We start from the raw sequence: 13,846 nt of genomic DNA on the forward strand, positions 1-13,846 counted from the left end.
GCCTATCGTGCGGCAAGTGCGCGCATGAGGTAGGTGCCGTAGCCGGACTTCTTCAACCGCTCGCCTAGTTGGCGGAGTTGTTCATCGGTGATGAATCCTTCTTGCCAGGCGGCGATTTCGGGTGAGCCGATGAGGATTCCGGTGCGTTTTTGTATGACTTCGACGTAGGCTGAGGCTTCGCTCATGGAGTCGATCGTGCCGGTATCAAGCCACACGTCTCCGCGGGCAAGGCGCTGCACGTTCAGCGCGCCTTGGTTGAGGTAGGCCTCGTTGATGCTGGTGATCTCCAGCTCGCCGCGCGCCGACGGGGTGATCGACTTCGCGATCTCCACGACGGAATTGTCGTAGAAATACAACCCCACCACCGCGAAGTTGGACTTCGGGTCGACTGGTTTTTCCTCAATGCTGGTGGCGAGCCCGTCCTTGTCGAAAGCCACCACACCATAACGCTGCGGGTCGGCGACCTCATAGGCGAACACCGTCCCACCCTTCGGGTCACGGCACTGCTTTAACGCCCGCCCTAGGGAACGACCATCAAAGATGTTATCGCCTAACACCAAAGCCACATCATCGTCTCCGATGAAATCCTCACCGATGATAAACGCCTGCGCCAACCCGTCCGGTGATGGCTGCACCGCATACGACAACGCGAGACCCCATTGGGAGCCATCGCCTAACAAACGCTGGAACCCGTACTGATCCTCCGGGGTGGTGATCACCAAAATCTCCCGGATGCCTGCCTTGATCAACGTCGTCAACGGGTAATAGATCATCGGCTTGTCATAAATCGGCATCAACTGCTTCGAGATACCACGAGTAATCGGATACAACCGAGTGCCGGAGCCACCGGCCAAAATGATGCCCTTCATGAAGCGCACATCCTTATTGAAGACAAAAAAAGGGGGAAACAACCAGACAAAAACAACAACGACGCCTACGCCAACTGGGCGAGGTAACCTGCGATGTAATCAGGCAGCACATCGCGCCAGTCGCGTGGGTGAAAACCAGCAGCGGTGATCTTGGAAAGATCCAACTCCGAACGAAGCGGACGTGGGGAGATATTATCCTTACCCGCGAAGTACTCGGCGGTAGTCGTCGTCGACACCATCGCCGGATCATGCCCCGCGTACTGGTAGCACAGCTTGGCTACCTGCGCCCAGGAGACGACATCGCCGGTGTTGGAAAGGTTGTAAGTACCAAAAGGTGCCTGCGTATCCAGGAGGTGTGTGATACCGGCAGCCAGATCCTGGGTAAACGTCAACCGGCCTACCTGGTCATCGACGACTGCTGGCGATACACCCTTGTGGGCAAGGTTGACCATGGTACGAACGAAGTTGTTTCCTTCACCGACCACCCAGCTGGTGCGCACAATATAGTGCTTCGGGGTGCTCGCCGCTGCGATATCACCAGCGGCCTTCGTCTGTCCATAGACCCCCAGCGGGGACAAAGCCTCCTGTTCAGTGTGCACGGGCGCACTGCCGTCGAAGACATACTCACTAGAAACATGCACCAACGTGATCCGAAACTCGGTGGCAATCCGCGCTAAGGCAGCAACACCACCAGCGTTGACAGCCCACGCCAGCTTCTTGCCCTCCGTGGTCTCAGCCTGATCCACCGCCGTATACGCGGCAGCGTTAATAATCGTGGCGTAATCCGCCCACCTGCGATTATCCCTCAACACCTCATAACCGGCTGTCAGATCCAGATCCGCACTCGTGGAGACCTCAGCATCCGGCAACAATGCCGACAAAGCAGTACCCAGCTGCCCATCGGCACCAATAATCAACACCTTCTTCGCCGCCACCGGGACGGCATCCGCAAGCACAGGATGCTGCTTATCCTTATCTGACAACTCCGCCTCATCCAGCGGAATCGGCCACGCAATCCCCAACGCCGGGTCAGCAAGATTGACAAACGAATACTGCGCATCCGCCGACCAATGATCATTGACCAAATACGTATACGCCGTAGGCTCCAACGCCTGGAAACCATTGGCCACACCCCGCGGCACAAACACCGCCACATCCGGGGTAATCACCGTCGTAAAAACCTGCCCATAGGTAGCAGAACCCGAACGCAGATCACACCACGCACCAAACACCGAACCCGAAGCAACCGAAATGAACTTATCCCACGGCTCCGCATGCAAACCACGAGTCACCCCAGCCTGGGCATTAAAAGAAATATTGTTCTGCACCGGGCCGAAATCATCCAACCCCAACGCAACAAGCTTCTCCCGCTGCCAATTCTCCTTAAACCAGCCACGATTATCACCAAACACCGACAAATCAATGACCTTCAACCCCGCAATAGGCGAATCCTTGACAGCCAAAGGCTTAGAAAAAGCAACCACCGACATCCTCCAAAAAACGAAACGACCGCGACCTACTGCCCCTGCTGCGCGTAACGCGCCTCCACCTGCTGCTTCAACGCAGCCCACCACGCCTGATTATCCCGATACCACGCAATAGTCTGCTCCAAACCCTCACGCATACCAGTCTCATTATCAGTAAACCTCGGCTCCCACCCCAACTGCGTACGCAACTTCGTCGAATCCATCGCATACCGCATATCATGACCAGGTCGATCATTGACATGCTCATACGCATCCGGGCCCAAACCCATCAACTCACAAATCAACGAAATGACCTGTTTGTTATTGACATGGTCGTTGTCCGCACCAATGATATAAGTCTCACCCAACGCCCCCTTGTCCAAGATGAGATGAATTGCGTCGTTATGGTCATCAACATGAATCCAGTCGCGCACCTGCTCACCCGTGCCATACAACTTCGGCGAAATACCCGACAAAATATTCGTAATCTGCCGCGGAATAAACTTCTCAATATGCTGATACGGGCCGTAATTATTCGAACAATTCGAAATCGTCGCCTCAATACCAAACGAACGAATCCACGCCCGCACCAAATGGTCGCTTCCCGCCTTCGTCGCCGAATACGGCGACGAAGGATTATACGCAGTCGTTTCCGTAAAACGGTTCGGATCATCTAACTCCAAATCACCGAACACCTCATCCGTCGACACATGATGAAAACGCTTACCATGCTTACGCACCGCCTCCAGCAACGTATACGTGCCGATCAGATTGGTATGCACAAACGGCCACGGATCCCTCAACGAATTATCATTATGCGACTCCGCCGCAAAATGAACCACCACATCCGCATCTGCAACCAACCCATCCACCAGCGCAGCATCCGCAATATCCCCAACAACCAACCGAGCATCCACACCAGCCAAATTCGCCCGATTACCCGCATACGTCAACTTATCCAACACCGTCACCTCATACTCCGGACGAGTAGCAACAGTACGACGAACAAAATTAGCCCCGATAAAACCGGCACCACCAGTAACAAGCATCTTCATAAGAATCAACATTACGGGGTGCAGGCCCAGGGCGGGCGCTTCCACACCTTGGAGTTAGCGAGTAATCCGCGTCGACCGCAGTGGCATGCTATTCCCGGGAGTTGAGTCAGGTGTTCCTCGAGGCGACCGTGATGCCGATGCCGTGGACGAGCAGACCCAGCAACGGGCCCGCGGTTAGTGCCAGCCAGGCGGAGGTGGCCAAGGAAAGGGGAGAGGCTAGGACCGTGACGGCAAAGATAGTGGCCACCACCCAGCCGAGCAGATAAAGCCCGTGTGCCTCCATCGCCACCGTGGCCGCGCCGGTGACCATCAGTGATGCGGTGCAGGCGGCGCCGAGGGTCAACAGACCCAGCAGCCACCAGGGCGCCTGATAATCCGGGCCCAAGATGGTGGGCATAAGCCAGGGGCCTACAGCCGCCGCGGCGACCGCGCCGATGATGCCCACGGCCCAGACGATGCCCATCGGGCCCACGAGTGCACGGACGGAGCGGTGTTCCACAAAGCGCACGATGAGTGCGGACTGGAATTGCTGCAGGGGCACGAGGATGGGCGCGCGGGTCAGCGTGACCGCGTAGATGACCGAGGCGGCGGTGATGGCCTCCGCGGAGGTATCTGGGTGCGTCAAGCGCACGATCGTCGGAAAGCCGGTGATGAGGATGGCGGTAGCGCCGGAGGCCGCCATCGCCGTGCCTGCGCGAGCCACAAAGGCGCGGGTAGGGACGTCGGCAAGCGAATGCAATACCGAGCGCAGCGCCGGTGAACACGCCACGATGAGCAGCCAACTCACAGCCCCCATGACGGTGACCACCATGAACGCGAGAAGCTTCCAGCCAACCGCCCAGGCGATGACCGAAACCACCATGCGCGAGGCTGTGTCCAGGGTGATCAGTGCGGCGTAGTGTCGCCAGAGCTGATGCCCAGACAGCAAGCCGGAAATGGTGGCCTGGACGGCGTAACTTCCCAAGCCAAGCGATAACAACACCACGCCCTCAATGTGGTAGTCGCTGGTCACACGTGGTGCCCACGCAAAGCCGGTGGCGGCGAACACGGCGATGGTGACCAGCCCGATGAGGAAGGACAGGCGAAAAGGGCGGGCCTTGGCTACTTCTCGTGCGGGGGCAGGGTGCCTGTCGGCGGGGCCATCGGAGGTAACCGTCACGTGGGAGGCCACCGCGCGGGTGGTCTCCTGGGTCAGGCCGGTGAGGATGCCGGTGCCGGCGAAAAACAAACCCCAGTAGGCGGTGAAATCCTCCGCCATGCGCAGATCAGAGCCGAAGGCGCGGGCGGCAACGATGATGACCACGAAGCCGGAAATGCCGGCGATGATCGTGGCCACGGACATGTACTTCACTTAGGCCTCCGCGGTGGGAAACGGCGGCAGGGCGGTCTGTTGTAGCCAGGCGTTCCACAGGTCATCTAGCTTCCCGACGCCAACGCCCGCCTCCTCCGCGGCGCGCACGGCCTCCCGGCGCAGATCCACGGGCTCGACGACGCAGTGGCGGCCATTGGCTACATAGCGGCGAATCATGCCGAAGAAGGCCTCATCGCCGAGCAGAACGCGCAGCGCATGCACGGTCAGCGCCCCGCGTTTGTACACGCGGTCATCGAACATGTCCTTGGGCCCCGGATTGGCCAAGAGCAGATCCTGCGGCTTGGAGGCAAGCACGTCATAGTGTTGCTTGGCCGAGATGGAGGCATGCTTGCCCGCGGAGTGCTCAAACCACAGCCACTCCGAGTAGCAGGCGAAACCCTCGTTGAGCCAGATGTCATCCCACTGCGCAAGGCCGAGCGAGTTGCCGAACCACTGGTGGGACAGCTCGTGGGCGATGAGCCGCTCCCAGTCCTTGTCGCCCTTGGCGTGGTTGGCGCCGAAGATGGACAGCCCTTGCGCCTCCAGCGGGATTTCCAGCTCGTCCTCGGTGACGACCACCGTGTACTGGCTAAAAGGGTAGGCGCCAAAAAGCTGGGTGTATAGCTCAAGCATCTGAGCCTGATCGGCGAAGTCGTTGTTAAACCCCGGGATCACCGCCGGCGGCACGTAGGCGATGATCGGGGTGGGTGCCTTGGCCAATTCAATTCGGCGATATTGTCCTACCTGCACGGTGGCCAGGTAGGAGCTCATGGGGGATTCCGCGAGATAATCCCAGGTGGTGCGCGAGCCCTTCACCGTCTTTGCCTGCAATAGTCCGTTGGCGACGACCGTGTAGGGAGAGTCGGCGGTAATGTGAAACTCGTAGGTGGCCTTCTCATCCGGGGTGTCATCGCAAGGAAACCAGCTATGCGCCCCGCAGGGCTGGCTGGCCACCAGCGAACCGTTGCTCAACTCCTCCCAGCCGATGGTGCCCCATTCGGAGCGCACCGGGCGGGGATTGCCCTGGTAGGAGATGGTAAGCTCAAATTCCTGATCCACCGGGATCGGCTCTTCAAAGCTGATGCGCAGCTTGCCGCCGGAGTGGCGAAAACGGGCGACGGACACCTTGGTCACGCCCACGGCGCGCGCGGTCACCGCGCTCACCCGCAGGCTGTTGGCCAGGTCCAAGGTGAGGTGGCCAAGCTCTAAGTAGTTGTCCATCGACAATCTCGCCTGGGCCTTGAGGTGATTGGGGCCCACCTTGTAATCCAGCTGCAGGTTGTAGTGCCTGATGTGGTAGCCCAGGTTGAAGTCGATTCCGGTGTAGGAATCGCGGGTGCCGGGGATGGGGGTCTTGCGGAGCCTGAGAGATTTCATCGCTTCATAACTTACTGCACTTACTGCGTCACGTTCTTTTTCTTTATTTGCACGGCCTGAGGGCAGAGGGTCGCACCTGCAATCTCTTGCTGCCTCTTGCTGGAGCCGTCAAGGATGGTCGCAGCCTTGCGCGAGCGCAGCGTTGATCCACCCGGCTACCAGCGCCTCCATGAAGGCGACCTGTGCGTTATCGGCAGCCCCGGCATGCCCGCCGGAGGAGTTTTCGTAATAATCCACTGATTGCCCGGCTCTTTCAAGCCCCAGGCAAAAAAGCCGGGCGTGCGCCGGGTGGACGCGATCATCCCTGGTTGAGGTGGTCACCAGCACCGGGGGATAGGCCTTGATCGCGAATCCTGCTCCGGTGTCGTCGCGCGCGGGCACGACGTCGTCGATGAGCGAGATCGCCGCACCACCTGCGGCATCGAGGGCGGCAGGACTGCCCGGCGCGAGGGCGATGTTGTGCAGCGGCGAATAGGAGGCCAGCACCTTACGCTGCGCGCCGTCGGGATCGCCGTATTCCGCCATCCAGGAGGCGCCGGCCGACCAGGTGTGGTAGCGCAGCATGTCCGTCAGCGGCACCTGGATGACCGCCGCGCCGATCAACTCCGGGTAGCGGGTAAGGGCCACCGAGGTCAACAATCCGCCGTTGGAGCCGCCGCGCACCACGATCTGGCTGGCGGTGGCATAGCCGCGGGCGGCGATGTCGGCAAGGACGGCGGCATGGTCCTCGTAGACCTTGATGCGGTTGTCACCTATGACCTGCTCGTGCCAGCTGGGCCCGAATTCCCCGCCGCCGCGCAGGTTGGCCTGCACCAGGTAGTTGCCCTGCTCCATCCACATGCCGCGGATGAAGGAGTGGCTCGGCAGCAAAGATACCTCGAAGCCTCCGTAGGCGCTGACCAGGCAGGGGTGCGGGTTGTCGTCGAAACGCCCGGTGATGAAGTAGGGGATCTTCGTCCCGTCGGCCGAGGTTGCCCAGTGTTGGCGGGTTGTCATGCCGCCGGCATCGAACAGCGCAGGGGCCGCGGCCACCTCGCGCAGGCTGTGCGGGTCGCCCGCCTCCCAACGGTAGAGGGTGTCTGGTTGCGTAAAGGAGCTTGCGCCCAACCAGACCTCATCGCTGTCGGTGCTGGTTGAGACCACCCGGGCGGTGGCGAGGGCGGGCAGGGGCAGGGGGGTGCATTCGCCTTGCGCAAGGGCTGTAAGCGGCACGCTAAAGATGGTGGTTGCCACGTTGTCGAGGACGGTGAGCAAAAGATGCGACTTCGACAGCGACACATCCTGCAGGCTGGTGGTGGGCGTGGGGTGAAAGATCGTGGCAAACTCGCGTGCGCCTCCGAGGAAGTCGTCGAGGTCAATGACGCCGAGGCCACCGGCTGCGATGCCAGCAAACGGTGTGCGCGGGATAATAAACATCCAGTTGCGGTCGAAGAACACCTCCGCGTCCTCGGGGACCTCGAGGATCTGTAGGCCCAGCGGGGTGTGGACGAAGGTGCGCGCCCGGTAGAAGTCGATGGTGCGGCGCACGAAGATTCTTTCGTAGCCGGGTTGGTTTAGCGCCCATGCCGAAACCGCGAGATCGTCCGGCTTTCCGGCAAAGAATTCCTCGCTGTCTTCCAGCGACTGCCCGCGCCGCCATAGGTGGGCGCGCGCCGGGTAGCCGGCGGTGGTGAGACTTCCCGGGCCAAAGTCCGTGCCGATGAGCACAGTGTCCCGGTCCACCCAGCTAATCTGGGTCTTTCCCTCCGCCACGTTAAAGGGGCTTTCCGACGTCCCCAGCGCCGCTTCCCGCCCTGTCGCCGGGGCCATCTCCGGCGCCACATCCTCCAACGTTGCCGTGAGGTCGGTCCCTACGAAGCGCTTTGCTTCCAAGTCGAATTCCCTGATCACCACCGCGTCCGCGCCGCCGCGGGACAGGCGCAGCAGCGCCCGGTCGAAGGCGTGTTCGCGCACGTGCGCGCCCTTCCACACCCAGTCGCATCCGTCATCAGCGGCAAGCTTATCGACGTCCACCAGCACCTCCCATTGCACCGTTTCCGGTGCCAGATACTGCTCCAGGGTGGTCCTTCGCCACAGCCCGCGGGGGTGAGACTCATCGCGCCAGAAGTTGTACAAATAATCCCCGCGCCGTGTCACATAGGGGATGCGCCCTGGGGTGTTGAGGCCTGCTTCGATACGTGCGCGCACCGTGTGGTCGACGAAGCGGGCTGTGATGTCCGAGCGTTGCTTGGCCCACCCGACCGCCTGCGGGTCCTCGACCTCCAGCAGGAACTGGTCTGGCCTTGTGGCTGTATCTGGGCTTGATTTCGGGTGTTGCGCGCTCACCCACACGATTGTAGCTGTTGGTGACCTGTGGGTTTAGGCCACAGGGTGAGTCCAATTCCGCTGACCAGCCCGCCGATAATACTCATCGACACAACTGCCTCAACCCCGGGCGGTGCGGGGCATTGCTGGGACAGATGTAACGCTTGGTGGCCGGGTAACGTTCTACTGAAGTAGAGTCCATTTCGGATATTCATTAGAAACCCAGCAGACCTACCTCCGCTGCTTTAACGTAGCGGAAGAAAAGGAATACTCTCATGGAACAGATTTTTGAGCAGATCCTCGTGGCAATCAACAATGTCCTTGGCACCTTCATTCACGCCGGTTCTTCCGCTACCTCCACTCTTTCCTCCGTCCTGGGCATTTTCTAAACGTTGCTGATAGGCCAGCGCGCTCGACGACTGCGCGCGGTGGCCGTCGGAAAGCAAGAAATTTTAGACCGCAACCGGCACCAATTCCCCTTCAAAGCAGCACCTGTGTGCGGGGGACATGGTGTCGGTTGTTGGCGTTATCGGGCCTGCGCGCGGTGCCCAGGTACAGTGAGCAGCAGGAAGCAAGATAAGGCAAGGGCGGGCACTGGCGGTCAAGCTAAGCCAGCAGGCAATGGCAAGTAACTGCGCGCTGCAGCAAGCAACGGCAAGCAAGGGCAAGCTACGGCGCACTGCAGCGAGCAATCGTGATGCAATAACTGTAGGCAACGTAAACGGGCGCAAGCGCCTGCAACCTGCGACAAGCAACTGTAAGCTTCCTCAGCGGTTGCGGGCAACGCCACACACGAGCTTTCGCAAGGACGTACTTTAAGGAAGGTTGGCAATGGCCGATACGGCACAAAATTCAGGTGGCGGCGCGCGAGTACCCAGCGCGCCGAGTGGCGCTATCCGGGAGGGAAACCAGCTGGTTATCTCAAGGCAGCTGCCCCTGTCGGCCACCGATGCCTGGGCGGCCGTGACCGAATCGGAGAAGATGGCCGCCTGGTACGGGCCGTGGGAGGGACAGCTGCGCGCGCCGGGAAGCGGCGAAGACGGTCCATTGGGCGAGGTCAGCGTCACCATGATCGCCGAGGAGGGCGCGCCCGCGATGGTCATGGAGGTTGTATCCTGCGCTCCGGGGAAGTCCTACCGGGTACGCGGCAAGGGGTACTTCGCCTGGGATCTCGGCGTGGAAGTCGAGGAGCTGACCGGGCAGGCCGCAGGCGCGCCCGCTCGGTCGCAGGTGAGCCTGGTACATGCGCTTGGCGAGCAGGACCTGGCCATGGTGGACCAGATCGGGCCGGGCTGGGAGTACTACCTCGACTGCTTGCTGGTTGCAGTCAGCGGCGGCGATGCCTCGAAGGTGGACTTCGGGGACTACTTCCCGGCGCAGCAGTTCTACTATCAGCTCGTCGGCGCAAGCGAGCAGGCATTAGCATCGATTCGTGCTTTCGAATCCGCCCGCCACGCTGCCTCGCTGCTGGCGGATGCGGACAAGCCCGACAAACAAACCACCCGCTTTGTCAACACCGCCGATTTGGTCTGGGCGTGGATCGCGCAGCACCCTGAGGCCGAGCACTCCTTGTACCGGCTTGCCGCGCAGGTCAGCGGCCTAGAAGACCAAGCGCTCATCGACGCCATCGGCGCGCTGGTGGAGCTGTGGGAGTTTCGCGATCCCTTCTTCGTTTCGCTTGTCGACGACCACGGTGGGCTGACCTTCCGCGAATAGGGGCAAAAGGCGACAAGTTAGGGGATATTTCACTATTCTTGGTTGCGTGACTGAACATTATGACGTAGTAGTACTCGGAGCTGGCCCTGGCGGCTACGTCTCCGCCATTCGCGCAGCCCAGCTTGGCCTGAAGGTTGCTGTAGTTGAGAAGCAGTACTGGGGCGGTGTGTGCCTCAACGTGGGCTGCATCCCCTCCAAGGCGCTGCTGAAGAACGCCGAGGTCGCCCACATCTTTAACCACGAAGCAAAGACCTTCGGCATCACCGGCGATGTCTCCTTCGACTTCGGTATCGCCCACGCCCGTTCCCGCAAGGTGTCCGAGGGCATCGTCAAGGGCGTTCACTTCCTGATGAAGAAGAACAAGATTACCGAGATCGATGGTTTCGGTACCTTCACCGACGCCCACACCATCCAGATTACTGAGGGCAAGGATGCCGGCAAGACCGTCACCTTCGACAACTGCATCATCGCCACCGGCTCCGTCGTGCGCTCCCTGCCGGGCGTGACCATCGGCGGGAACATCGTCTCCTTCGAGGAGCAGATCCTCAACAACGAGGCGCCGAAGTCCATGGTCATCGTGGGTGCTGGCGCCATCGGAATGGAGTTTGCCTACGTGTTGTCCAACTACGGCGTAGACATCACCATCGTCGAGTTCATGGATCGCGTCCTGCCGAACGAGGATGCAGACGTCTCCAAGGAGATCGCCAAGCAGTACAAGAAGCTGGGCGTGAAGCTTTTGACCGGCCACAAGACCACCGCCATCCGCGACCTCGGTGGCGCTGCTGGTGTCGAGGTCGACGTCGAGTCCAAGGACGGCTCCAAGTCTGAGACCATCAAGGCAGACCGCGTCATGGTCTCCATCGGCTTCGCGCCGCGCGTGGAAGGCTACGGCCTGGAAAACACCGGCGTTGCTCTCACCGAGCGCGGCGCCATCGCCATTGACGATGAGATGCGCACCAACGTCCCGCACATCTACGCCATCGGCGACGTCACCGCCAAGCTGCAGCTCGCCCACGTGGCCGAGGCCCAGGGCGTGGTCGCCGCTGAGGTGATCGCGGGTGCTGAGACGCAGCTGCTCGGTGACTACATGAACATGCCGCGTGCGACCTTCTGCAACCCGCAGGTCGCCTCCTTCGGCTACACCGAGGAGCAGGCCAAGGCCAAGTTCCCGGATCGCGAGATCAAGGTCGCCACCTTCCCGTTCTCCGCCAACGGCAAGGCCCAGGGCCTGGCCGAGTCCGCTGGCTTCGTCAAGATCGTCGCCGACGGCGAGTTCGGCGAGCTCATCGGTGCCCACATGGTCGGTGCCGGTGTCTCCGAGCTGCTGCCGGAGCTGACCCTGGCACAACGCTTCGACCTCACCGCTGAGGAGATCGGCCGCAACATCCACACGCACCCGACCCTGTCGGAGGCAATGAAGGAAGCAGCCGAGGGCATCATGGGACACATGATCAACTTCTAAGACAAGCTTGGAAGGCCTAGGCCTTCTGCAGCCTGTGAGTAGCAACCGTCTTTTCGTCGCGATAGTGGCGAGGGGCGGTTGCTTTTTGCTTTCCGACGGCCACCGCGCCATCGATTTCTTCGTCGCAGAAAGCGGATCTGTCAGCATAATCTCATTGGGTGCATGCTCGCAGCTTATCGATGTTTTTTCGATGGCGATCGAAGGGTGATTTCCCGATGGACTCCTTGAGTGGCGCCGGCTGCGGAGGGCGGGTGGCTAACATGGGGGATATGCATGTTGATGCCAAATGCCCCATCAGGTTCGGTGAACCGTGCACCCTGTGCGTTCCTGGTGCACATGGCCCGCAGGATTGCCAGCTTGTTGCCCTCGTGCGCGAAGATCCCGACCTCGCGGAGTTGCGGGCCGAGATGATCGCGAACAAGAAGGCGGAACAAGCCAACAAGCGCGGCTAGGGACTCGGCTGTCGCCCTTAATAAGGCGCAACGTTGGAGCTGTGCGCATCGATGGTGATGGTGCGGTTGATCGAGGGGAAGGCGCGCTGGGCGCAGTTCTCGCGGGAGCAGATTCGGCATCCGGGACCGATCGGCGTAGCGGTGGAGAGATCCTCAAGATTGAGCCCCTCGGCATAGACCGTGCGCTCTGCGTGGCGGGCCTCGCAGCCGAGGCCGATGGCAAAAAGCTTGCCGGTCTCGCCGAAGCGACCCTGGTGGTGGCGCACCGTGCGGGCGATCCACAGGTAGTTGCGCCCATCGGGCATCTGCGAGAGCTGGCGTTGGATCGTGCCGGGATTGGTGAAGGTGTCATAGACATTCCACAGCGGGCAGGTACCGCCCGAATGGGTGACATGAAAGCCGGTTGCCGACTGGCGCTTGGACATATTTCCCGCGCGGTCGACGCGGACGAACGTGAAAGGGATGCCGCGCAGGTTCGGGCGCTGCAACGTCGATAAGCGGTGGCACAGCGTCTCGTAGCCGACGCCGAACATCAGGCATAGGTACTCGATGTCATAACCGTTGCGCTCGGCCTCGTAATGGAACATTTCATAAGGCAGCATGACGGCCGCGGCGAAGTAGCTGGCCACACCGCGCAACGCCAAGGTGCGCGCCTCGGAGGTGTTGAAGTGCCCGTCGTCCACGGCCGCCTCCATGAGTGGGCCGACCTCAAGGTAACTCAGCTCGGCCGCCAGGCGGAAGGCGCGCTGGCCGGCAATCAGGCGCGAAGACAGGGTCAACACCTTGGTGTCGTGATCGAGTACGTGCAGGCGGTTGCCGATGTCTGCCCCGGTTTGGACGCGAATGCCGTGAGCCAGCGCTAGACGCTGGGTGAGTGCCTCCTCGGTCGCACGGACGGCAAAGACCCCCACACCGAGTTCCTGGGAGATCTCCTCGGCGCGCCGGTCGATATCGTCGAGGTAGTTCTGGCGGGCATAGAAGAAGTCCCGGACCTCATCGTGGGGCATGGACAACGCCTGCGCGACGGTACCACCAGAATCGGTGCCGGTGTGGCGTACGTCGGTAGCTACCGACAGCTTGTCGCGAACGTTGCGGTAGCGCCGGTGCATGTCCACCATGACCCGGGCGATATCCGGATGGTTTTGCACCATCTCATTGAGTTCGTGCAATTCGAAGGGGGTAGGGCACAACTCCCGGTCGAGGGCAACGTCCTGGATTTCCGCCAAAAGTCGGGAATCATCATCGCGGGAGAAGAAGGTGGCGTCGACGCCGAAGGCCTCGGTGATCTTATTGAGCACGGCAAGCGTTAGCGGGCGCACATCGTGCTCTATCTGATTGACATAGCTGGCAGATAAACCCAGCGTTGCGGCCAAGCTGGCCTGGCTGAGGTCACGCTCGCGGCGCAACTGACGCAGGCGTGATCCAACATACGTTCTTCCCATGTGCAGAAGTCTAACGTGACTGTCGTCACGAATGCGAGGGTATTCGCAAAACCTGTTCGCAAAATTGGATTATGTGTGCCAAATGGCACGGGGATGGGATAAGTGTTGGCCAACACTGAAACACGTGGCCTCAGGCACAAGTAGTGCGAAAGGCTTGCGCAATGGCTGGTAAATGTGGGAGTTACTGGGGTGCGTGTGAAACTTGGGACTTTTTCAAACGTCTCGTTTCGCTGAAACTTAGGTCTCACCCCGAAATGGTGTACTGCAAATTAGCAACACAAAATGTTGCGAAATTCGCATGATTGAAATTGTCACTTAACGCTCGGTGAAAATATGCCGGTAGAGGGCTATA

10 protein-coding genes are annotated in these 13,846 nt (G+C 60.6%); 3 read left to right on the top strand and 7 right to left on the bottom strand.

Features of this window, described 5'->3' with window-relative positions:
* Positions 1-2: 2 nt before the first annotated feature.
* The 6 genes from rfbA to PAB09_RS01645 all read right to left on the bottom strand — a co-directional run bounded on the left by rfbA (position 3) and on the right by PAB09_RS01645 (position 8,386).
* Complete coding sequence (gene rfbA, locus PAB09_RS01620; RefSeq protein WP_271034364.1) at positions 3-869, bottom strand: glucose-1-phosphate thymidylyltransferase RfbA; 867 nt, start codon at positions 867-869, stop codon at positions 3-5.
* Between the two features lie 65 nt (positions 870-934).
* Positions 935-2,332: a bifunctional dTDP-4-dehydrorhamnose 3,5-epimerase family protein/NAD(P)-dependent oxidoreductase gene (locus tag PAB09_RS01625; RefSeq protein WP_271035235.1), complete on the bottom strand. Its 1,398-nt coding sequence runs from the start codon at positions 2,330-2,332 to the stop codon at positions 935-937.
* A 53-nt stretch (positions 2,333-2,385) separates the two neighbouring features.
* Positions 2,386-3,384, bottom strand: a complete 999-nt coding sequence (gene rfbB / locus PAB09_RS01630; RefSeq protein WP_271035236.1) for a dTDP-glucose 4,6-dehydratase — start codon at positions 3,382-3,384, stop codon at positions 2,386-2,388.
* A gap of 112 nt (positions 3,385-3,496) precedes the next feature.
* Positions 3,497-4,732, bottom strand: coding sequence for a hypothetical protein (locus PAB09_RS01635; RefSeq protein WP_333780188.1), 1,236 nt, complete (start codon positions 4,730-4,732; stop codon positions 3,497-3,499).
* Positions 4,733-4,741: 9 nt separating this feature from the next.
* Positions 4,742-6,118, bottom strand: coding sequence for a M1 family metallopeptidase (locus PAB09_RS01640; RefSeq protein WP_271034366.1), 1,377 nt, complete (start codon positions 6,116-6,118; stop codon positions 4,742-4,744).
* Between the two features lie 108 nt (positions 6,119-6,226).
* On the bottom strand, positions 6,227-8,386 hold the full coding sequence (locus PAB09_RS01645) for a prolyl oligopeptidase family serine peptidase (RefSeq protein WP_271035237.1): 2,160 nt from the start codon (positions 8,384-8,386) through the stop codon (positions 6,227-6,229).
* A gap of 867 nt (positions 8,387-9,253) precedes the next feature.
* On the opposite strand from PAB09_RS01645, the gene PAB09_RS01650 reads away from it, so the two are divergent.
* From PAB09_RS01650 to PAB09_RS01660, 3 genes are all read left to right on the top strand, one after another.
* Positions 9,254-10,138 carry a hypothetical protein gene (locus PAB09_RS01650; protein ID WP_271034367.1) on the top strand — a complete coding sequence of 295 codons (885 nt, stop codon included), beginning with the start codon at positions 9,254-9,256 and terminating at the stop codon, positions 10,136-10,138.
* A gap of 46 nt (positions 10,139-10,184) precedes the next feature.
* Complete coding sequence (lpdA, locus tag PAB09_RS01655) at positions 10,185-11,600, top strand: dihydrolipoyl dehydrogenase (RefSeq protein ID WP_271034368.1); 1,416 nt, start codon at positions 10,185-10,187, stop codon at positions 11,598-11,600.
* Positions 11,601-11,869: 269 nt separating this feature from the next.
* Positions 11,870-12,052 (top strand): DUF6767 domain-containing protein, encoded by a 183-nt coding sequence (locus PAB09_RS01660; RefSeq protein ID WP_271034369.1) that lies wholly within the window; start codon positions 11,870-11,872, stop codon positions 12,050-12,052.
* 17 nt (positions 12,053-12,069) lie between these two features.
* Here the strand turns inward: PAB09_RS01660 and ramB are convergent, their stop codons facing one another.
* Positions 12,070-13,494 carry an acetate metabolism transcriptional regulator RamB gene (gene ramB, locus PAB09_RS01665; protein ID WP_271034370.1) on the bottom strand — a complete coding sequence of 475 codons (1,425 nt, stop codon included), beginning with the start codon at positions 13,492-13,494 and terminating at the stop codon, positions 12,070-12,072.
* Positions 13,495-13,846 lie beyond the last annotated feature (352 nt).

The sequence above is a fragment of the Corynebacterium sp. SCR221107 genome, from assembly GCF_027886475.1.
Taxonomy (GTDB): Bacteria; Actinomycetota; Actinomycetes; order Mycobacteriales; family Mycobacteriaceae; genus Corynebacterium.

Excerpts from the sequence above, each read along its gene's own strand:
- rfbA (WP_271034364.1), bottom strand. The coding sequence starts at position 869 with ATGAAGGGCATCATTTTGGCCGGTGGCTCCGGCACTCGGTTGTATCCG.
- rfbB (WP_271035236.1), bottom strand. The coding sequence starts at position 3,384 with ATGCTTGTTACTGGTGGTGCCGGTTTTATCGGGGCTAATTTTGTTCGT.
- PAB09_RS01635 (WP_333780188.1), bottom strand. The coding sequence starts at position 4,732 with ATGTCCGTGGCCACGATCATCGCCGGCATTTCCGGCTTCGTGGTCATC.
- PAB09_RS01640 (WP_271034366.1), bottom strand. The coding sequence starts at position 6,118 with ATGAAATCTCTCAGGCTCCGCAAGACCCCCATCCCCGGCACCCGCGAT.
- PAB09_RS01650 (WP_271034367.1), top strand. The coding sequence starts at position 9,254 with ATGGCCGATACGGCACAAAATTCAGGTGGCGGCGCGCGAGTACCCAGC.
- PAB09_RS01660 (WP_271034369.1), top strand. The coding sequence starts at position 11,870 with ATGCATGTTGATGCCAAATGCCCCATCAGGTTCGGTGAACCGTGCACC.
- ramB (WP_271034370.1), bottom strand. The coding sequence starts at position 13,494 with ATGGGAAGAACGTATGTTGGATCACGCCTGCGTCAGTTGCGCCGCGAG.